Annotated in this window: 11 protein-coding genes and 1 CRISPR repeat array (1 of these 12 cut by a window edge); of the genes, 1 reads left to right on the forward strand and 10 read right to left on the reverse strand. The window is 53.7% G+C overall.

Annotated elements, in window-relative coordinates; all coding sequences use genetic code 11:
• A CRISPR array of direct repeats spans nt 1–7764; the repeat unit is 32 nt; unit sequence GTCGCGCCCCGTACGGGCGCGTGGATTGAAAC (it extends 1806 nt beyond the left edge of the window).
• Between the two features lie 7 nt (nt 7765–7771).
• From ACOBQJ_RS09110 to pdaA, 5 genes are all read right to left on the reverse strand, one after another.
• Nucleotides 7772–9529: a thiamine pyrophosphate-binding protein gene (locus tag ACOBQJ_RS09110; RefSeq protein ID WP_421071443.1), complete on the reverse strand. Its 1758-nt coding sequence runs from the start codon at nt 9527–9529 to the stop codon at nt 7772–7774.
• Nucleotides 9530–9720: 191 nt separating this feature from the next.
• A complete protein-coding gene (locus ACOBQJ_RS09115; protein ID WP_421071444.1) occupies nt 9721–10221 on the reverse strand; it encodes a GDYXXLXY domain-containing protein in 501 nt (166 codons plus the stop codon).
• Complete coding sequence (locus tag ACOBQJ_RS09120) at nt 10205–11527, reverse strand: DUF2157 domain-containing protein (RefSeq protein ID WP_421071445.1); 1323 nt, start codon at nt 11525–11527, stop codon at nt 10205–10207. Before ACOBQJ_RS09120 ends, ACOBQJ_RS09115 begins: the two co-directional genes overlap by 17 nt.
• A 68-nt stretch (nt 11528–11595) precedes the next feature.
• Nucleotides 11596–12159 (reverse strand): nitroreductase family protein, encoded by a 564-nt coding sequence (locus ACOBQJ_RS09125; protein ID WP_421071446.1) that lies wholly within the window; start codon nt 12157–12159, stop codon nt 11596–11598.
• Nucleotides 12160–12307: 148 nt separating this feature from the next.
• A complete protein-coding gene (gene pdaA / locus ACOBQJ_RS09130) occupies nt 12308–13285 on the reverse strand; it encodes a delta-lactam-biosynthetic de-N-acetylase (RefSeq protein ID WP_421071447.1) in 978 nt (325 codons plus the stop codon).
• Between the two features lie 309 nt (nt 13286–13594).
• Between pdaA and ACOBQJ_RS09135 the strand changes: the two genes are divergently transcribed.
• Nucleotides 13595–16120, forward strand: a complete 2526-nt coding sequence (locus tag ACOBQJ_RS09135) for an EAL domain-containing protein (protein ID WP_421071448.1) — start codon at nt 13595–13597, stop codon at nt 16118–16120.
• A gap of 3 nt (nt 16121–16123) precedes the next feature.
• Here ACOBQJ_RS09135 and ACOBQJ_RS09140 read toward each other — a convergent pair whose 3' ends face one another.
• The 5 genes from ACOBQJ_RS09140 to ACOBQJ_RS09160 all read right to left on the reverse strand — a co-directional run bounded on the left by ACOBQJ_RS09140 (nt 16124) and on the right by ACOBQJ_RS09160 (nt 21060).
• A complete protein-coding gene (locus ACOBQJ_RS09140) occupies nt 16124–16681 on the reverse strand; it encodes a YeeE/YedE thiosulfate transporter family protein (RefSeq protein WP_421071449.1) in 558 nt (185 codons plus the stop codon).
• A 13-nt stretch (nt 16682–16694) separates the two neighbouring features.
• Nucleotides 16695–17216, reverse strand: coding sequence for a YeeE/YedE thiosulfate transporter family protein (locus ACOBQJ_RS09145; RefSeq protein ID WP_421071450.1), 522 nt, complete (start codon nt 17214–17216; stop codon nt 16695–16697).
• 37 nt (nt 17217–17253) lie between these two features.
• Nucleotides 17254–18663 (reverse strand): MBL fold metallo-hydrolase, encoded by a 1410-nt coding sequence (locus tag ACOBQJ_RS09150; RefSeq protein WP_421071451.1) that lies wholly within the window; start codon nt 18661–18663, stop codon nt 17254–17256.
• Nucleotides 18664–18943: 280 nt separating this feature from the next.
• Nucleotides 18944–19471, reverse strand: a complete 528-nt coding sequence (locus tag ACOBQJ_RS09155; RefSeq protein WP_421071452.1) for a ferritin-like domain-containing protein — start codon at nt 19469–19471, stop codon at nt 18944–18946.
• A gap of 311 nt (nt 19472–19782) precedes the next feature.
• The gene (locus tag ACOBQJ_RS09160; protein WP_421071599.1) at nt 19783–21060 is read right to left on the reverse strand and encodes a phenylacetate--CoA ligase family protein; all 1278 of its coding nucleotides are present in this window, start codon (nt 21058–21060) and stop codon (nt 19783–19785) included.
• Nucleotides 21061–21133: the final 73 nt, after the last annotated feature.

Raw genomic sequence — 21133 nt, forward strand, 5'->3', positions numbered from 1 at the left:
TAAGGGCCAGAAGTATTACTACGATGTCGCGCCCCGTACGGGCGCGTGGATTGAAACATGTGCCGGCATCTTCTGCCGATGCAGTTCCGGTCGCGCCCCGTACGGGCGCGTGGATTGAAACGCCTTCGGCCTCCACATCACGGAGTATTCCAATGTCGCGCCCCGTACGGGCGCGTGGATTGAAACAAGTTGTTGTATTTTGTTGACGCGATCATTTTTAGCGTCGCGCCCCGTACGGGCGCGTGGATTGAAACAATCCGTTGGACGGGGCAGGGGTCAAGGATATCAAGTCGCGCCCCGTACGGGCGCGTGGATTGAAACAGCAACATGACCATGGACAATAAGCGTAGGATCTATGTCGCGCCCCGTACGGGCGCGTGGATTGAAACTTATTTAGAAGCCTACCGCCGCAAGGAACAGCAGTCGCGCCCCGTACGGGCGCGTGGATTGAAACTCTGGCACACCAACAGGCACGAGCTATGCCACCCGTCGCGCCCCGTACGGGCGCGTGGATTGAAACAGCAGCTCAACAAATGTAAGGGCGACATCGGCAGTCGCGCCCCGTACGGGCGCGTGGATTGAAACTGTAACCAGTTTGACCGGGTATGCTCGGAGCTGGTCGCGCCCCGTACGGGCGCGTGGATTGAAACCCGCCAGCCAGCGGCTGCTTGGACAGGCCCGGTAGTCGCGCCCCGTACGGGCGCGTGGATTGAAACTCCTGGCTGTGTGCTCAGGGCAAGGTGATGTAGTCGCGCCCCGTACGGGCGCGTGGATTGAAACTTAAGGTAGAATTTTGACTTGGGGTTTAGATATGGTCGCGCCCCGTACGGGCGCGTGGATTGAAACAAAAAGGGCCTCGTCCCCTGGAATAAAGGCATGAAGTCGCGCCCCGTACGGGCGCGTGGATTGAAACCTGAAATATACAACCATATTTTAAAACACGATAAGGTCGCGCCCCGTACGGGCGCGTGGATTGAAACGTACAGCTTCGTACAGCCTGGCGGATAGACGGCACGTCGCGCCCCGTACGGGCGCGTGGATTGAAACTAGAGAGTGCCGGGAGTTTGCCGCTCCCGGCCGTCGCGCCCCGTACGGGCGCGTGGATTGAAACACCATCTCAAACACGGCTGGCCATGCCCCGACGTCGCGCCCCGTACGGGCGCGTGGATTGAAACCGAAGTCAACAGCCCATTGAAGGTGGCTGACATGTCGCGCCCCGTACGGGCGCGTGGATTGAAACTTACTAATATAGGGCCACAGCGCATGCCCAACCGTCGCGCCCCGTACGGGCGCGTGGATTGAAACTCAATGCCTCGTAAGTTAGTTGATTAACAAAGGTCGCGCCCCGTACGGGCGCGTGGATTGAAACAAAAAACCGGGTTTTGCGATATTAAGCAGATCCGGTCGCGCCCCGTACGGGCGCGTGGATTGAAACTCAAGTTTATTAAGACAAGCCTGCTGCCGTATTTGTCGCGCCCCGTACGGGCGCGTGGATTGAAACTCGCGCAAGCAGGGTAATGTTTCCAATGTGCTGTCGCGCCCCGTACGGGCGCGTGGATTGAAACATGGGCAGCACCAGCAAGGAGAAGGCCGCCACGTCGCGCCCCGTACGGGCGCGTGGATTGAAACCGTCAATCTTATATTTTGTGCAGATATACTCAAGTCGCGCCCCGTACGGGCGCGTGGATTGAAACCTGCTGCACATTGAGTATTGGTCCCGGTGGCAGTCGCGCCCCGTACGGGCGCGTGGATTGAAACAGCCAGACAACGAGACGTTGGACCTGGTTGTTGAGTCGCGCCCCGTACGGGCGCGTGGATTGAAACCCCTGCCCTATGGCTTTGTAAAGGGCGGGCACAGTCGCGCCCCGTACGGGCGCGTGGATTGAAACTTGTACCTCTGCGGGCGGTTGGAGAGGCATGCGGTCGCGCCCCGTACGGGCGCGTGGATTGAAACACCCAGTACATATGCGCTTTATAAATCATACGCAGTCGCGCCCCGTACGGGCGCGTGGATTGAAACCATTGTAATATCTGACGGCTATGTGGTCGGTGCGGGTCGCGCCCCGTACGGGCGCGTGGATTGAAACCTCTACACTACCGGCTGCCGAATCGGTGAGGCTCGTCGCGCCCCGTACGGGCGCGTGGATTGAAACAAGGAATTAAGTGAGCGAAGAGTCGGAATAAAGTCGCGCCCCGTACGGGCGCGTGGATTGAAACTCAATTTCCAGCTTGTTGATTTTGATACCCATGGCGTCGCGCCCCGTACGGGCGCGTGGATTGAAACCCGTGAAACGAAGCATCCGGATGCCCGCCTATGGTCGCGCCCCGTACGGGCGCGTGGATTGAAACTTCTGGTACCTGGGTAATGTAAAGCTTACCAAAGTCGCGCCCCGTACGGGCGCGTGGATTGAAACTGGCTATACCTGCCGGTCCTGATCTCGTCCTTGGAGTCGCGCCCCGTACGGGCGCGTGGATTGAAACATTGAACGCCCATACCGAATGGATGCGCAAGCACCGTCGCGCCCCGTACGGGCGCGTGGATTGAAACTGCAACGAGTTTGACCGGGTATGCACGGAGTTGGGTCGCGCCCCGTACGGGCGCGTGGATTGAAACATCAGGGTTTGCATCCATGTAAACACACAACTGGGTCGCGCCCCGTACGGGCGCGTGGATTGAAACGGCGGAGTGTATAAAATCAACGAAGCTTACAGGTCGCGCCCCGTACGGGCGCGTGGATTGAAACCAGGCAGGCAGAGCAGAAGTCGTTTGTCTCCGCGTCGCGCCCCGTACGGGCGCGTGGATTGAAACTCAGGCTTTTTTATTTTTTGTCTATGTATGCTTGGTCGCGCCCCGTACGGGCGCGTGGATTGAAACAAGCTGAGTATGCCAGGCTGATGGCGCTATTCCGTCGCGCCCCGTACGGGCGCGTGGATTGAAACTGAAATATAATAACTAGAAAACAGTGGGTGGGAGTCGCGCCCCGTACGGGCGCGTGGATTGAAACCGCTTATATGCTGTCAAAAGACGGTGAACGGGGTCGCGCCCCGTACGGGCGCGTGGATTGAAACTGAAATATAATAACTAGAAAACAGTGGGTGGGATGTCGCGCCCCGTACGGGCGCGTGGATTGAAACAGTTAAAATCGACGCAACAGGGTTTGAGTCTTACGTCGCGCCCCGTACGGGCGCGTGGATTGAAACGTCCCGAGTTTTTGAATCATATTAGCCCAGTCCTCGTCGCGCCCCGTACGGGCGCGTGGATTGAAACCTGTCAGCGCGTATGGCAGGGAGTTGGATTTCGGTCGCGCCCCGTACGGGCGCGTGGATTGAAACGCCGGGTGATGCCTGACGGAGCGACCATCCGGGTCGCGCCCCGTACGGGCGCGTGGATTGAAACTTGATCTCGTTAACGGTAATGTCATCGCCGTTTGTCGCGCCCCGTACGGGCGCGTGGATTGAAACAGCCTACACCCCGGCTGTAAACCGTCGTGAAAGTCGCGCCCCGTACGGGCGCGTGGATTGAAACCTATGATACTGATTATTTTTGCTTCTTTTTTACTGTCGCGCCCCGTACGGGCGCGTGGATTGAAACTGGTCACCTCGCTTTAAAAAAATCTGGCCCGGGTCGCGCCCCGTACGGGCGCGTGGATTGAAACTGCTGGTGTCATCGTGTCGATCTTGGCCTCCTTGTCGCGCCCCGTACGGGCGCGTGGATTGAAACTATTTTGATAACCATGGCTGCCTTGGGCGGGTATGTCGCGCCCCGTACGGGCGCGTGGATTGAAACTTTTTGGTCATTTATTATCTTACTGATGTCGGAGTCGCGCCCCGTACGGGCGCGTGGATTGAAACAGGTTATCCGGTGCCCAGCCAAGGGACATATAAAGTCGCGCCCCGTACGGGCGCGTGGATTGAAACAGCACTCCAACCGTATCAACCCGGTGCACCGGGTGTCGCGCCCCGTACGGGCGCGTGGATTGAAACAGTATATTAGAACATTTTACCTGCACTGTCGAAGTCGCGCCCCGTACGGGCGCGTGGATTGAAACTATCAGGGCATAACTCTTACCGGCCTTACTGGGCGTCGCGCCCCGTACGGGCGCGTGGATTGAAACCCGGGGGAAATCTACCCGCTCCCGCCTGCCGATGTCGCGCCCCGTACGGGCGCGTGGATTGAAACACGTGCCTCTCCAGCCAGCGCTCGCACACCGCACGTCGCGCCCCGTACGGGCGCGTGGATTGAAACTTCATTACCTCTGATATGGTTATCCCACCAATAGTCGCGCCCCGTACGGGCGCGTGGATTGAAACTTCCTGCACTCCGGGCAGAGCTTTTGCCTGCCGTCGCGCCCCGTACGGGCGCGTGGATTGAAACCATGGCATTTAGCTTTATATCGTCGCTGATGGCAGTCGCGCCCCGTACGGGCGCGTGGATTGAAACGCTCTCAAATACACCTCATCTGCACCATCCGGGGTCGCGCCCCGTACGGGCGCGTGGATTGAAACTTTACTTGAAGCTGCCCGAACGCTTTGACGAGGTTGTCGCGCCCCGTACGGGCGCGTGGATTGAAACTTCATAAAGTGGTTAAGGCAGATCCCCAGGAAGTCGCGCCCCGTACGGGCGCGTGGATTGAAACAAGCTCTTCTTTAGATGGCCGATCATAAGCCAGTCGCGCCCCGTACGGGCGCGTGGATTGAAACGCCTAATAAAAGATTCTCTACACCCGGTAATAGTCGCGCCCCGTACGGGCGCGTGGATTGAAACACAATTAAATGATGATACCATGTCTAATAGAGGGTCGCGCCCCGTACGGGCGCGTGGATTGAAACTCATGCTGGTATTGATGTCGCCAATGACGTTATGTCGCGCCCCGTACGGGCGCGTGGATTGAAACTGCGTAGAATTTGGCGGTGTGGCCGTTGTAGCGTCGCGCCCCGTACGGGCGCGTGGATTGAAACTCGCCTTGCAGGGGTTGGGCGTTGACCTCGGCGTCGCGCCCCGTACGGGCGCGTGGATTGAAACTTCGGGTTTGGTTTCCCCCACTTTTAAAAATAAGTCGCGCCCCGTACGGGCGCGTGGATTGAAACACAGTATAATGGTAATGAGCCGTTTATTATGGGTCGCGCCCCGTACGGGCGCGTGGATTGAAACCCCGATACCTCAGTCCGTCACGCACATATGGCCTAGGTCGCGCCCCGTACGGGCGCGTGGATTGAAACAGAACTAAAGGAGTGATTAGATGCCAAAACTACCCTGTCGCGCCCCGTACGGGCGCGTGGATTGAAACCACTGATTAATAGTTTGCTCAGTTGTATCAAAAGTCGCGCCCCGTACGGGCGCGTGGATTGAAACCTTCGCTCAACCGGCCCCCTTGCCAGGGGCGAAAGTCGCGCCCCGTACGGGCGCGTGGATTGAAACCAAGAAGAATAACCCGCCTGACGAGTCGCTGAGTCGCGCCCCGTACGGGCGCGTGGATTGAAACGGCCAAAACAACATATTCCTCATCGCGCAATCGTCGCGCCCCGTACGGGCGCGTGGATTGAAACAGTATTCCACGGCGCTGCCCTGGGTCAAGGCCCGTCGCGCCCCGTACGGGCGCGTGGATTGAAACCCCTGGTTGACACGTTATCACCCGTCTTGGCTCTGTCGCGCCCCGTACGGGCGCGTGGATTGAAACCTTTACTCCCCGGTCATAATCCGCCGGGCAGCGTCGCGCCCCGTACGGGCGCGTGGATTGAAACAGTCCACGCCGGACTGATATAGGGTTCCAGCTCCGTCGCGCCCCGTACGGGCGCGTGGATTGAAACCGCAAAACCGAAGTCCACCGATGGGGCAGTTGAATGTCGCGCCCCGTACGGGCGCGTGGATTGAAACCCCCATAGGGGATCGGCGGCCTGCCGCTTACCGTCGCGCCCCGTACGGGCGCGTGGATTGAAACTTCTGGACGTCAACGCCGGCCGTAATCAGCAGGTCGCGCCCCGTACGGGCGCGTGGATTGAAACGTCCGGATGGCCTCTGTGATCTTGCGCCGTCCGTCGCGCCCCGTACGGGCGCGTGGATTGAAACCAGATACCGGCTTCCGGAATCAGCGCCTGGCCGGTCGCGCCCCGTACGGGCGCGTGGATTGAAACCCCCAAATCCTCCACCATCCCCCAAAAGTGACGTCGCGCCCCGTACGGGCGCGTGGATTGAAACACCCCTGAGATAGCCGCCAAATTGGGCGACAAGGTCGCGCCCCGTACGGGCGCGTGGATTGAAACCTTTACTCCCCGATCATAATTTGCCGGGCAGCCGGTCGCGCCCCGTACGGGCGCGTGGATTGAAACAAAAGCTCGGCCTGGATAGCGTCGACGTTGGCCGTCGCGCCCCGTACGGGCGCGTGGATTGAAACTCAATAATAGAAATACCTTCAGTCCCCACCAGGGTCGCGCCCCGTACGGGCGCGTGGATTGAAACATTAAGCTGCTTTTGGGTGGTAATTACATCTTTGGTCGCGCCCCGTACGGGCGCGTGGATTGAAACCATTAGCCACGGCTCAGCGCCAAAATAGCTGGATGTCGCGCCCCGTACGGGCGCGTGGATTGAAACAACAGGTGCGGTAATATCATCCGTGTCCCTGTCGTCGCGCCCCGTACGGGCGCGTGGATTGAAACCATATTATCCGATAAAACTGGATAAACAGCGCATGGTCGCGCCCCGTACGGGCGCGTGGATTGAAACCATTATCTCAGCAGGGTCATCGCTTAAAAATTTGTCGCGCCCCGTACGGGCGCGTGGATTGAAACGCAGCAATTGGAGTGCCGTGGCTCCAAGTAGGGTCGCGCCCCGTACGGGCGCGTGGATTGAAACAACGGTAGCGGGGGCAGACTTGGCGGCAACGGTTGGTCGCGCCCCGTACGGGCGCGTGGATTGAAACACGTTGTTTATGGGCTTTCCACGACCCCGGTGTGTCGCGCCCCGTACGGGCGCGTGGATTGAAACCTCGTTTACTGACATACCGCTGCCCCCTCTTGGGTCGCGCCCCGTACGGGCGCGTGGATTGAAACGCAGACATCACTCTCTCTGATAAGCGGTAAACTCGTCGCGCCCCGTACGGGCGCGTGGATTGAAACTTCGTGACAAACTGCTCCTTGGATACCTCTTTCGGTCGCGCCCCGTACGGGCGCGTGGATTGAAACTGCGTGAATATATGTTGCTGCCCATTCTCGTAGTCGCGCCCCGTACGGGCGCGTGGATTGAAACTTCCGCAAGCTGGCGCATCCACTCTTTTACCGGTCGCGCCCCGTACGGGCGCGTGGATTGAAACACTTGACCTGCCAGTATTTTTGTCACACCGACTGTCGCGCCCCGTACGGGCGCGTGGATTGAAACATCCACGATAAAACAGGCATAAACTTTATCTTTGTCGCGCCCCGTACGGGCGCGTGGATTGAAACAGTTTAACGCTGTCCATCATGTGCCTCCAATCATGTCGCGCCCCGTACGGGCGCGTGGATTGAAACGATAATGATGATACATAATCCCTGGGGTTATTTCGTCGCGCCCCGTACGGGCGCGTGGATTGAAACCAATAGAGAACTGGAAGTCGGCTTCTTTATGCGTCGCGCCCCGTACGGGCGCGTGGATTGAAACAACATGACGATAAAATGGACCGGCGCGGTGACTGGTCGCGCCCCGTACGGGCGCGTGGATTGAAACCAAAACTGTGCTGGATCCGGGTGTCAAAGAAAGGTCGCGCCCCATACGGGCGCGTGGATTGAAACGCAACAATTATATAAACCTGCGCGGGTCGGTTTCAATATCAACAATTACAGGCAGCTCGGCGGCAAGCGCCTCGTCAACCGCCGCGGGCAGTTCTCCCGGATCATTGACCTTGATGCCGATCCCGCCGCACTCCCGGGCGTAACCGGCAAAGTCAACATTGTAAAGATCCGTCTGCCAGTTCGGGTAACCTTCCACTTTTTGCTCCTGCATGATCATACCCAACTGCCTGTTATTGAAGAGAAAGACCTTGACCGGCAGCTCGTTCTTCACAGCGGTCAGGAAATCAGCCATAACCATAGATAAACCACCGTCACCGGTTATGCATACTGCCTGGCGTTCCGGGTAAGCCAGCTTCGCCGCCATGGCGCCCGGCAGCCCCGTACCCATGGAAGCGAGGTAACCGGACATAACCATTTTCTGGGTACTCTTCATGAAGAAATTCCTGCCGAACCACCAGCCGTTTTCACCTATATCCAGAGCGATCACACAATCAGCAGGCAGCTTTTCATTTAAAACCTTTATTATATACTGCGGCCTGACCGGGCTCTTTGACGGGTCGGCTTCTTTTGCCAACTGCTTTAGCCAGTTATGTTTTAAGCTTTTTATCTCTGCCAGGTAGCTGTTATTTTCCTTAGCCTTGACCACATCTCTGAGCATGGGGATCAACTCCGAACTGTTGCCCCAGAGGCCTGCCTCAACGGGATAGTTTTTGGCTAGGATCATCGGGTCGATGTCGATTTGGACTGTTTTCTTTTCAGGTATTTTGGTCATGTCCGAGTACGAAGCGCCTATCACGATCAGCAGGTCGGACTTGCGCACAAGTTCCGCCGCGGCTGTTGAGGAAATCGTCCCGTGGCTTCCGGCATACAGGTCGCTGTCCTCGTCCACTACCCCCTTGCCCCTGAAGGTGGTAACGATGGGGGCCGATATTTTCAGAGCCAGCTGCAAGAGTTTCTCCCCCTGGCCCAGCGCGCCGAAGCCGGAAATAATGACGGGCCTTTCAGCTTTATCTATGGCCTGTGCGGCCTGATTGATCAAGTAATCGGATGTCGAGATGGACCTGTTGGGTATCCTGCCCTGGAAGGGGATAACCCTGGCTTCATAGGGCAGTTTCTGTACGTCGTTAGGTATGCTGATATGGGAGACGCCCCTTTCTACCAGTGCGTGCTTGACGGCGAGCGTTACAAGCGTGGTCGTCTGGTCCTCCGTCATCAATATTTTATTAAATACCGCTATCGGTTCAAAGAACGAGTGCTGGTCAATCTCCTGGAAAGAGCCGGGACCTATAAGCTGCCTTTTGACCAGTCCTGTCAACGCCAGGACTGGGGCGTGATCAAGCTTGGCGTCATAAAGGCCCGTGGCCAGGTTGGTCGCGCCCGGCCCTGCAACGGCCAGGCAGGCCCCTACCCGGCCGGTCAGCTTGGCATATGCCGAGGCCATGAAGGCAGCGGTCTGCTCATGCCTGACCTGGATAAATTTTGTGTGCGGGTTCTTTCTCAAAGCGTCCACGACCCCCAGCGCGGACGTCCCCGGAAGGCCGAAGACATATTTAACGCCGCACTCAACCATCTGCTCGACCATGATATCGGAAACAGTCCTGCCCTGCCCTGGATGTTCTGCAGCCGCTCCGGGCATTAGAACAAACATATCCTTTGCCGCGTTGCATACCGGACATCGCCATTCACCGGGCAGCTCACTGAAACTTTTCCCCTCTTTTTCTTCATCATAGATATAGTTACAGACAGTACACCAGTACTTGGCCATTTATCTAACCCCTTTCACGATACTTATGATTTAAATTTGATAAATCATAAAATAAAATGATTAAGCCCAGATAATAAAAGAATTAATTATTTATTAACAATAGAAAATGAAAAACAGGGGCGGTCCTCACTGCGTAGAAGCAGGTTTAGGGAACACCCCCGTTGTTGATAGAGAAAAACAATCTTAATACCTTATGGCGCAATAATTTTTTCTATCGCCGCGCTGCCAAAGCGGTCTACTTTTACCTGCGCGTCAAACACTTTGGACTGCTGAAGGCCGGTACCTGTCCCTTCCTCGACAAAATAGCTTTCGATACCGTAGGAAACATGGTATTCACCTTTTAATTCATTATAGTAGTCCACATCTCCCTTGACTAAGACCTGTTCACCGGCCAGAACCGGTTTATCCAAATATATGCCCGCCGCTTGCCAGTATTTTTCTCCTTTTTCAAGCACCACATAGACATCCTGCTGCCGGCTGCTGTCGAGGTCCAAGCCTTCACCTTTGATCCAGGTGATATCGTATTCCAGCATGACATATTCACCCCTGAACACGTCCCACGGGTCCACCGGCGCGGCTTTCAACAAGACGGGAGTGCCGGACGCCAGGGTATAGTACCTTACGCCGATCATGCCGAAAAGGAACAAAACCTGCAGTATAACAATAACTCCGATTTTATAGCTCCTCTTCAAGTGAAGCCACCTCCTCCTTCTGCCAGGCGAGGACAGCTTTTCTCCTCTGCCGCTCCATCAGCGCCCCGCAGGCCACCAGCACGATCCCGCCGGCAATGAAGAACATGGACTTGGGCAAACTCTTCCAGAAGAAGTTAAAGTACTCTACCAGGACGTACAGGTTAAAGGCAATCATGCCAAGGATGAAGTACAGGCTGTTCTGGGCCTGGTAGGCGGAAATAATGATCAGCAGGGCCCATACAAACATGAACAGGTTCAGGATGATCATTAAAGTTAAACTTTTAAAAGGGACAAGCAGCATGGTAAAAACGAGGGCGTCCACAGCCAGCAAAGTGTAATTCTCTTTTAAAACTTCTTTTATGCTGGCACTGCGCCTGCTGATGGCGTAAGCCCCCAAAAAAGCCACGGCGATATAAAGGACCCAAAAGAGGACATACCCGGCGCCGCTGTGGCGCAGCTTTACAAAATCCGGGGCAAAAAAATCCAGGGACATTATGAGCAGTGATATCCCGGTCAGCGCTACTCCCAAAAACTTGTATATGAAAGGAAAATTTCTAATGTATTCGTTGACGGGATGTTTGGACATATAGACATAAGACGACCCGATCAGCAGCAGGACAAACGGTATTAAAGAACCTGCGTCGCCGAACCTGTAATTATCCGCTAAAATCAGGTATACTTCCGTGTTAACAAATATGGCCGCACTGATCAGGGTGACTGCAAGGGCGAAAGAAGACCGCAGAGTATAAGTTAAATAAAAGACCCCGCCAAAAAGCATCATCGCTATAAATATTATCAGCAGGGAAGAAGACTGTTCAGCCAGCACCCACGATGCCAGGAGCAGGGCGCTCAAGCCAAGGGGCAGCTCTTCCTTTAAAATATGCGCGACCGGAAGGACGCCCAGCAGCCAGAAAAGCATCCCGTTGGGGAAATGGGCGCTGATGTGAAAAATCTGGGCGACCAGCCAGATGCCTGACCCAAACATGATGCAGCCAAGGAGTGTCAAAGCCTGGCTCAGCCGGGGGTAGTTCTCATGGGTAAGCTGCGCGGAAAGGTAAAAGAGGACCAGCGGAATAATAACAATGCTGATTTTCCCCCACTTGGGTATATACTGCCAGTTTGAGGCGAAGAAAAGGATAACGCCTGTCCCCAGTAAAATGGAGCCCAGCAGAAGCAAAACCGAGATCAGCCTGTTCTTGTTTTCGGCGGGATAAAGACGGATTATCCGGTCCGCCTGGTCAACGGTGATGATCCCGCTGCTTACCCATCTTTTTGTTTCTTTCAACAACCAGGACAGCCTGGACATCCTCTCCCCCCTGACTTTTCAAATCAGCTCAGATTCCCAACTATTTCGCTATAACTATATATAAAGTTTTATTTCCGGTGGAAGCTTACCTTAATATCCTTCCTGCTCCCCTTTACTGGCGGGCCGGCCGGGTAACCCAGGATGACCGTCGCGACCAGCTGGTATTCCGGCGGTACTTTCAGCTCTTCTTTAAATTCAGGGGTGCCGCAGAAGGCCCTGGCAAACCCGATCCAGCAGCTGCCGATGCCCCTTTCCCACGCTGCCAGCATAAGGTTTAAAGCGGCCATGCTGCAGTCATTCGGATAGGTAAAAGCGTTCTGGTTTCCGTAGATTAGCACAAGCGACGGAGCCCCGTAAAAGATATTATTGTCCGGGTTGGACAAAGATGTCCGGTAGATTTGAAGCGCCGGCAGTTCTTCCATTATATCCAGCAGGTAAGCCTTGCATTTGTCCGACAGGTCCTTCAGGTAATCCTTGCCTTCAATAACGACATACAGCCACGGCTGGGTGTTCATGCCGCTGGGCGCCCAGGCGGCCAGTTCGAGCAGTTCCTTTACGGTCTGTTCGGGGATCGGGTCGCTCTTATATTTTCGCACGCTCCGGCGGGTAGTAATCGCCTCTCTCAGTTCCACACAAGCAACTCCTTTCATTTTACCTATATATACCTATATATTAAATCAGCGGGACATCCACGGTCAATCGGGCAAAATAAAAGAGCGGACAATCGCCCGCCCGTGTGTTCCTATATTTTCTCACGTCTCACGTCTCATTTCTCATGTCTCACTGGACCAGGTCGTCCAGCGAGCCGAAGGTGTACCCCTGTGCCTTAATCCCCTTGAGTATTCTGTCCATGGCTTCAGTGTTGTCCTTTGACACGGCGTGCAGCAGGATCAGGGCGCCGTTGTGAGTGTTGTCGATCACCGACTGGTATGCTTCCTGGGGCCCGCCGGCCATCGGCACCCAGTCCACGGAGGCCATGCTCCAGAAAATACTGTGATAGCCTAATGCCCTGGTAACGGCGAGGGTCCTTTCACTGAATTCGCCCTGGGGCGGCCTCATATACTTCAGATCACTCCTGCCGGTAACTTTCTCATATTTTTCTTCGACTACCTGGAGCTCTTTTTTGATCTGGGCGTCGGATATATCCGGCAGGCTCGGATGGGTGTCGGTATGGTTGCCGACGATATGGCCTTCATCCACCATGCGCCTGACCAGGTCCGGCTGGCTGTCCAGGTAGTGGCCTGTTACAAAAAACGCCGCCTGTACATTATTGGCCTTGAGGGTATCCAAAATAGAGGCCGTATAACCGTTCTCATACCCTTCGTCAAACGTCAGGTAGACCACTTTGGCATCAGGGCTGCCGATCCAGTAAGCACCGTTCCGGCTGAGCATGGAGCTGAGAGAGGACGGCATTTCGGGCTGCAGGTGGCTGTTGTTTCGCTTAAAGCCCCAGCCATGCCTGTCATTGGAAGCGTCTCCGCCAAAAACAGGGCTCTCCTGGCCGGAGCTGCCGCCTGGGGCCACAGGCTTTTCGTCCTGCCCGGCAGTGCCCGCCTGGTCAGTATTGCCCGCTGCCGGTCCGGCATTGTTGGGGCTCTCAGAGACCTGTTCCTGTTGGACATCGACCAAAGCGTTCCGCCCGGGATTATAAAGTTGAGCTTTTACGATATACCCCGTAATGCCGATCAGGAAAACAACTGTTATAATGCCCAGCAACAGGTTTTGGCGCTTTAATTTTTTCTTTTTTGATTTTGTCATTTTTATGCCCCCGGGAATTTTAGTTTCTAATATATGATTGGCTAAAAAGGCTGGTATTATCCCTATATATGCTATTATTCGACACAATCATGAGCTAACCTCTATACAATATGTAATATAAACGACAGTAAAATGTGGTCTTTATATCAAAAGATGATAATCTCATCAAATATTAGACTTTTCAGAATAAATAGATAGAAAAAATTTATTCTGATAAGAATTTCATTTAATGATAAAGATCCTATATTTTATGTCCGAAAATAAATTAGTGTTTTCTATTCGATGTTAAACCTTAACCTGGAGGAAATAATGCCGGACAACATGCCGCCGAGAGAAAGCTTTTTCAACCTGCAAAACATACGCTGGAGATACATACTCTTAAACACACTGGTTATTATTATAGGTCTTATTCTCACTGTAACCTGGGTTACAAAACAGATCCGGGTTGAAGCCAACAACGTGGCTGTGGAAAAGGCAAAAGGCGACCTTAAGCTGGCCCAGACCCTGCTGGACAGCCGTTCTCCCGGACCGTGGAGCATACGGGACGGCAGCCTTTACAAGGGCGAGACCTTAATAAACGGAAACAACGACTTTGTTGACGAAGTCGGCTACCTGACCGGAGACACGTGCACCATCTTCCAGGGAGACACCCGCGTCTCGACCAATGTGATCAGGGAAAACACACGGGTACTCGGCACCAGGGTTTCTGAGGAAGTCGGCAAGGTCGTGCTTGAAGAAGGGAAGAATTATTACGGAGAGGCGGATGTAGTCGGCGTCTTATACCAGGCCGCTTACAGCCCGATTTTAGACCAGGACGGAAAAGTGATCGGTATCTGGTATGTCGGGGCCAACAAGCAGTTTGTCGACAATGCCATCAACTTTGCTACTTATAGGGTTGTTTTAGTTTTTTCCGCAATTTTAATTTGTGTTTTGGTTATTATCCTGTATTTTACAAACTCCCTTACCCGCCCGATCAACGAGCTGGCCGTCGCGGCGAAACGCCTGGCGCAAGGTGATCTGGAGACCGAAGTCCAGGTAAGCGCCCACAAGGAAGTCGGCTACCTGGCCAGGACTTTTGAGCAGATGCGCAGAGAGCTGAAGCAGCAGTACAGCGAGCTGCAAAAATCAAACGACCTGCTTCGGGAATCCCACCAGAAGCTGCTGGACATAATTGAATTCCTGCCCGACGCCACCTTTGTCATTGACAGCGACAGAAAGGTAATAGCCTGGAATAAGGCGATCGAAGAAATGACCGGTGTGCCTAAAGAGGACATCATCGGCAAGGGAGATTACTCTTACGCCGAGCCTTTCTATAATAAGAAGAGGCCGATCCTGATCGACTTGATATTCTCGGACGACAGGGAAATGAATGATATTTACCCGAGTGTTGAGAAAAAAGGAAATACGCTGTACGCTGAAATTTATATACCGAATGTATTCAACGGTATGGGTGCGAACCTCTGGGGCCTGGCCTCGCCCCTTTATGACGAAAACGACAAAATTGTCGGGGCCATAGAGAGCCTGCGGGATATAAGCGAACATAAAAGAATGGAAAAACAGCTGCAGTACCTGGCCACACACGACGCCCTGACCAATATACCAAACCGTTATTCCCTCACCCAGACTCTCAAGCGGGCTGTGGCTAAAGCAAAACGCGGTGAAAAAAGCGCTTTCCTGTTTATCGATCTTGACAACTTCAAACTTGTGAACGATACCCTGGGACATGCCACCGGCGATGAGCTGCTGGTAACCATGGCGAAAATCCTGAGACGCAACCTGCGCGAAGGAGACCTCCTGGCCCGCTTTGGCGGCGATGAGTTCTGCGTGCTGCTGGAAGGCGCAACATTTGAAGAGGCCGAGATCGTGGCGGAAAAACTGCGCCAGGCAGTTGACCAGGAGGAGCTTGTCATGGACAAGCATAAATGCTGCCTGAACCTTAGCGTCAGCATCGGTGTTGTAATGGTAGACGGTACTTTAGACACCCAAAAAGTCCTTTCCTACGCGGATAACGCGCTTTACATGGCTAAAGACAACGGGAAAAACAGGGTCACCTTCTTAAAACCTGACGAAGAAACGGAACTATGGCTTTCCGAAACCAACCGTATGATTACTCTTATTAACAGCGCTCTCAAGGACGACCTCTTTACGCTTTTCTTCCAACCGGTAATCAGGGTCAGCGACGGCAGGATCATGCACCACGAAATGCTGCTGCGCCTGCAGGCGCCGGACGGTGAACTGATCTTGCCCAACCGTTTCATCCCAATCGCCGAGCGTTTTGGCTTAATGCCCCAGGTAGACCGGTGGGTGGTGCAGTCCTCCCTGGCCGCGCTGAAAAAATACCCGGAACTTAAACCTTTTATAAATCTTTCCGGTTTAAGTCTGGGAGACGAAGAGCTGTTGTTATTTATAGAAAAACATATCAGTGAAAGCGGCATAGAGCCATCAAGGATAGGTTTTGAAATTACGGAAACGACAGCCGTCAAGGACATGGCCAGGGCCGAGCGCTGGATCCACAGGCTTAAACGGTTGGGTTGCCGCTTTGCGCTTGATGATTTTGGGATAGGCTTTTCTTCTTTCTCGTATCTCCGCCTTCTGCCGGTGGACTACCTAAAGATCGACGGAAGCTATATACGCGATATGGACAGAGACGCCACCCACAAGTCCCTGGTTAAAGCCATTAATGCCGTGGCTCACGCGCTCGGTAAAAAGACTATCGCCGAGTTCGTCGAGAATGAAGAAATTATGAAATCACTGGGAGATATGGATATTGATTTCGGCCAGGGATATTATCTGGGCAAGCCCATATCAGCCCCGGCCGGGCTGGAACAAATCTGATCATTATAAACCTGCGCTTTCCAGCCACGCCAGCAGACCTATTATAACCGCGCAGAGCGGGACGATCACCAGCCAGGGATTGACATGCAGCAGCTGTGGTACGGTTATAGCGCCAAAATCACCTTTTTTCAAAATTCCTTTTTCCAGCTTCGGATATACTGCCGCGAATAACCCGGCGCCTGTGATAACACCCACCACCCCGCCAAAAAGCGCGTCGAGAGATCCCTGCCCCACCGCGCCGACCACCGTCCCCGGGCAATAGCCCAGTATGCCGAACCCCAAACCGAAAATCAACCCGCCGACTACCGAAGAACCGAATGAACCGGGCTTCGGGTGCAGCTGCGCCAGGCCCAAGCCTTTGAGAGCATAGACCCCGGCCATGCCTGTCACCACGGCTGAAAGCATAACTTTCAGTACCGTAAAATCAGTCAACAGCAGCTGGCCGATAATAACATCGTACCTCGTCACGCCGCCCTTCTGCAGCAAAAACCCGAAAATAATACCGAATATAAGTCCTATAATTAGTTGCACGCCCTTTTTAGCGTGCAGCGTTTTCATCATAAGCTCACTTCCTTTATTTCAAAACCACGTTATAAATAAGCCCCGCGGTGAGAATGCCGCCGGCAAAGAATGACACCGCCGCCAGCCAGCTGCTTACCGCCAGCTGCAGTGTGCCGCTAATCCCGTGGCCGCTGGTGCAGCCGCCCGCCCAGCGCGCGCCAAAGCCGATCAGGATACCCCCGGCCAGTGCGGCCATCCACCTTGTAAAGGCACCGGCACCGGCCGCTTCCGCCCACTTTGGCGGCACCCACTCGAGGCTGAACATACCGGAAAAAGACACAGATACATACGAGCCAATCAGGACGCCCAAAACCAGCATCCACTCCCAGTCAACCACGGGGGGGAATTTTTTATAATAAGCCTTCTCTTTTACTTTGCCGCCGGCGATAACTTGTTCTATCATCCCGGCGGTCCGGGCAAAGGCAGTGGAACAGCCTATTATCTTATCAGACAGTAAGAACGCCAGCCAGCTCAAAACACCTATCCCGACTCCAACCACATAAGGAGACCAACGCTCCATGGCCAGTACTTCCATGCACAGCTCACCCCTCATCATTCAGTTTTATACCGGCTCAAATCTTCGCAGGCAGGTGGGGAGCCGCGCAGGCGGGGCACTCCGCGGAGTACCCGGCGGCGTTGTATCCGGTCATGCCTCCGGTAACATTATAGACTTTCTTAAACCCCTTCGTCTTGAGGATGCTGCAGGCTATGCCGGACCGGATCCCTGTCGTGCAGACCACTGCGATAGGGCTGTCTTTGTCAAGCTCAGTGTGTCTGGTCCTGAGTTCCGGCGCGGGTATATTCACAGCTCCGTCGATATGGCCGGCACCGAACTCATCCTTGCTGCGCACGTCCAGTATAACGGTATCCCGGGCCGATTTGCATATTTCATTGAGCTCGCCACCGGAAATAAGGCAGATATGGTCGATGGGCAGGCCCTCCTTGGCCCAGGCAAACATACCCCCGCTGAGCACGCCTTTCACCCGGTCAAGACCGACCCTGCGCAGGGCGGCCAGGGTCTCCTGCGCCTGCTCTTTTGAAGGCGCCACGAGCAGTATGTCCTTGTCCGGCGGCAGGATCCAGCCGGCAAAGGTGGAAAAGACCGCGCTGAACATTATGTTCCAGGACCCGGGGACATGCTGCGCGCCGAACGCTTCATAGCTGCGCACATCGAGGACAAGAGTGTCTTCCCGCTGCGCGGCTTCCCAGAAATCTTTCGGCTCCAGCGGCGCCGGCACAGGCAATTTCCTGACCAGCTCCGGACCTTTTCTGTTGATAGCGCTGGACCGTGAAAAATGGTCAGGCGCGGCCGGCATATTTGTTATCAGCGACTTAATGAACATATCCCTGTCCTTGAGCTGCAGGGCGTAGTTATTTCTTCTCTCGTAACCTACAGTGCTGGTCCTTTTAGCTCCGATAGCCCTGCCGCATAATGAACCCGCGCCGTGGGCGGGATAGACCTCGCAGTAGTCCGGCAGCGCGACAATTTTATGCAGGCTGTCATACAGATTAGAAGCCAGCTTTTCAGCGATTCCCGGAAAGAGGTCGGGCCTGCCCACGTCTCCCACAAACAAGACATCACCGCAAAATATCGCAACCGGGTCTTCGCTGCGTGAGCGGTCAGTCACAACATACGTTATGTGTTCAGGCGTGTGCCCGGGTGTATCCAAAACTTTTACAGCCAGGTCCTCTATTTCAAATGTGCTCCCTTCCGACAGGGCCTTATGCTTAAATTCACATTTGCCGGCTTCAGGCGCGTATATTACAGCCCCTGTTTTATCAGCGAGGTCCATAAAGCCGGAAACAAAGTCGGCGTGCAGGTGGGTTAAAAGAATATGCGTTATCTTCATTTCCATGGCTTTAGCCGCTTCCAGGTAAATATCCACGTCACGCCGCGGGTCTATAACGGCGCAGGTATTTGTGCCGCCGAGAAGGTACGAGCTGTGGGCCAGGCCATTGACGAAAAACTGCTGAACAAACATATATAAACACCCCTTTCATACAGCCAATTTAATATAAATAAATTATTAATTCCTTAAATCATCTTTAGGATTTTCTTAAATAAGTCCGGGGGGCTAAATAAAAATAATGCCCCTTTCCGCCTCACGGGCGAAAGGAGCATTATACAAAATCAACCTTCAGGTTGAATAAAATTACGTATTTTAAATCTACAACCTGTTAACCGCTGCACTAAATTTTAATATCTGAAAGACTAAAGCTGCTGAAAATACTTGAAGCGCCTCTCTCCATCATTTTTTATCTCTATATTTCCGCGTCTCCCAGGTCACCTTTCGGGATATAAAATTCTTCCCTGGTGGTAGTGTACATCTTCTTTACAGTCAAAAGCCGGAAAATGTGTTTTTGTTCTTCGTCGATAATGGCTTCAACACCAAACTTCTCCTCATCGGGCACCATTTTTTTGAACTGCAGGTAGAATAATACGGAGTCCTTTTCAAAGCCCAGAGCCAGGTCGATGGCTTCAACAACATTCTTAATGCCCTTTGCCAGTACAACGGGGTCAACACCAGTCGCGAAGACACTGCAGTTCGCAAGTTCACGCATGTAGTCCTCGTAGTCATCTTCTAAAGACGGTACCTCGTACCCCTTCAATTTATCGGAGAGGGCCTCAAAAGTTTTGTAATGCTGTCCTTCTTCACCGGCCATAAAATTAAAAAGTTCTTTCGCTTCCGGTTCCCCGGTCTGCTCAGCAAGAGCCTTGTAAAAAGCTAATCCGTTTTCTTCGATCTTCATACCGATTTTGGCGATTTCAGACGGTTTGAAAAACCACATAAGTTATGTACCTCCCTTATTTTTTTACTAGATCATAAAATAGAAATATTAAGTATTCATTTCTTAAATCTAAATAATTGATTAATATAATTTTTAAAATATTCAAATCAAAGAGATAATTGATTACTTTTTTACAATATGGAAAGCCAAACTCATTAATTTTTACTTCAGACAATAAGAAACCCCGCTTTCGGGGTTTCTCAAGTTACAACCAATATATTGGAGGACTGGATTTGTCCCCATTCTGCTGACAGTGTGTGATTGTAAAGACACAAGTCAGTTGAAACATATCTCATTTCTCACTTCTCATTTTAGCCCTTTAGTTCTCGCCGGTCCATCACCCGCTTGGCCTTGCCCTCGCTCCTGGGGATGGTCCTGGGCTCCACGAACTTGATCTTGACGTTAATATTGAGGACGCTCAGGATCCTGTGGCGGATTTTAGCTTCCAGGGTTTCAAAGTGTTTTACCTCATCTGAAAACATTTTTTCAGACAGCTCCACCCATATCTCAAGGTCGTCAAGGTCGCCCTTGCGGTCGACCACCAGCAGGTAATGGGGCTCGGTCTCACCGAACTCCAGCAGGACGCTCTCTACCTGGGACGGGAAGACGTTGACGCCCCGTATAATCAGCATGTCGTCAGTGCGGCCGGTCACCCTCTTCATCCGGACGTGGGTCCGCCCGCAGGCGCACACCTCCGGGTGCAGGGTGGAGATATCCCTGGTGCGGTAGCGGAGCAGCGGGATGCCTTCTTTCGTGATGGTGGTAAGGACCAGCTCTCCCTGCTGCCCGTAGGGAAGCACTTCGCCCGTATCCGGGTCGATGACTTCCGCAATAAAGTGGTCTTCATTGATATGAGAGCCATTCTTGGCCATGCATTCCATCGATACGCCCGGCCCCATCACTTCGCTGAGGCCGTAAATATCAAGGGCGGTTATATCCATCTTTGCCTCAATCTGCTTCCTCATATTTTCTGTCCAGGGCTCGGCTCCAAAAACACCGGCCCGGATCGGCAGTTTTTTAAAGTCGATACCCGCGTTGATCCCTTCTTCGGCCAGGAAAAGCGCGTAAGACGGCGTGCAGGCAAGTATGGTAGTCCCGAAATCCTTCATCAGCATCAGTTGCCGGGCGGTGTTGCCGCCGGATATGGGCACCACGGCGGCGCCCAGTCGCTCAACCCCATAATGGGCTCCCAGTCCGCCGGTAAAAAGGCCGTAGCCGTAAGCGACCTGGACCACGTCATTCTTGCCGCCGCCGGCCATAACCAGGCAGCGGGCGATCATGTCCGCCCAGTTTGATATGTCCTGTTTAGTATAACCAACCACGGAAGGCTTTCCGGTGGTCCCGGAAGAAGCGTGCAGCCGGATAATCTTGTCCATTGGCGCTGCAAAAAGGCCGTAAGGGTAATTGTCCCGCAGGTCCTGTTTGTAGGTAAACGGAAGCTTTTTGATATCATCCAGGGACTTGATATCTCCCGGCTCAATCCCCCTGGCTTTTAACGCGTTTTTGTAAAAGGGGACGGATTGGTAGACTTTTTTTACGGTTTTCTGCAGCCGCTCCAGCTGCAGCTCGGCCAGCCTGTCCCGGGACATGGTCTCATGCTCGGGATCATAGTATGAAGCACTTATTTTCTTTCCTGACTGAATCAATTAAACTCATCCTCCT

Source organism: Pelotomaculum propionicicum (genome assembly GCF_048984525.1).
Lineage (GTDB): Bacteria > Bacillota > Desulfotomaculia > Desulfotomaculales > Pelotomaculaceae > Syntrophopropionicum > Syntrophopropionicum propionicicum_A.

What these genes read in the sequence shown, in the direction of transcription:
- ACOBQJ_RS09145 (WP_421071450.1), bottom strand. Translation starts at nt 17,216, where the DNA reads ATGGAAGTACTGGCCATGGAGCGTTGGTCTCCTTATGTGGTTGGAGTC.
- ACOBQJ_RS09155 (WP_421071452.1), bottom strand. Translation starts at nt 19,471, where the DNA reads ATGTGGTTTTTCAAACCGTCTGAAATCGCCAAAATCGGTATGAAGATC.
- ACOBQJ_RS09135 (WP_421071448.1), top strand. Translation starts at nt 13,595, where the DNA reads ATGCCGGACAACATGCCGCCGAGAGAAAGCTTTTTCAACCTGCAAAAC.
- ACOBQJ_RS09110 (WP_421071443.1), bottom strand. Translation starts at nt 9,529, where the DNA reads ATGGCCAAGTACTGGTGTACTGTCTGTAACTATATCTATGATGAAGAA.
- ACOBQJ_RS09140 (WP_421071449.1), bottom strand. Translation starts at nt 16,681, where the DNA reads ATGATGAAAACGCTGCACGCTAAAAAGGGCGTGCAACTAATTATAGGA.
- ACOBQJ_RS09160 (WP_421071599.1), bottom strand. Translation starts at nt 21,060, where the DNA reads ATGTCCCGGGACAGGCTGGCCGAGCTGCAGCTGGAGCGGCTGCAGAAA.
- pdaA (WP_421071447.1), bottom strand. Translation starts at nt 13,285, where the DNA reads ATGACAAAATCAAAAAAGAAAAAATTAAAGCGCCAAAACCTGTTGCTG.
- ACOBQJ_RS09150 (WP_421071451.1), bottom strand. Translation starts at nt 18,663, where the DNA reads ATGTTTGTTCAGCAGTTTTTCGTCAATGGCCTGGCCCACAGCTCGTAC.
- ACOBQJ_RS09120 (WP_421071445.1), bottom strand. Translation starts at nt 11,527, where the DNA reads ATGTCCAGGCTGTCCTGGTTGTTGAAAGAAACAAAAAGATGGGTAAGC.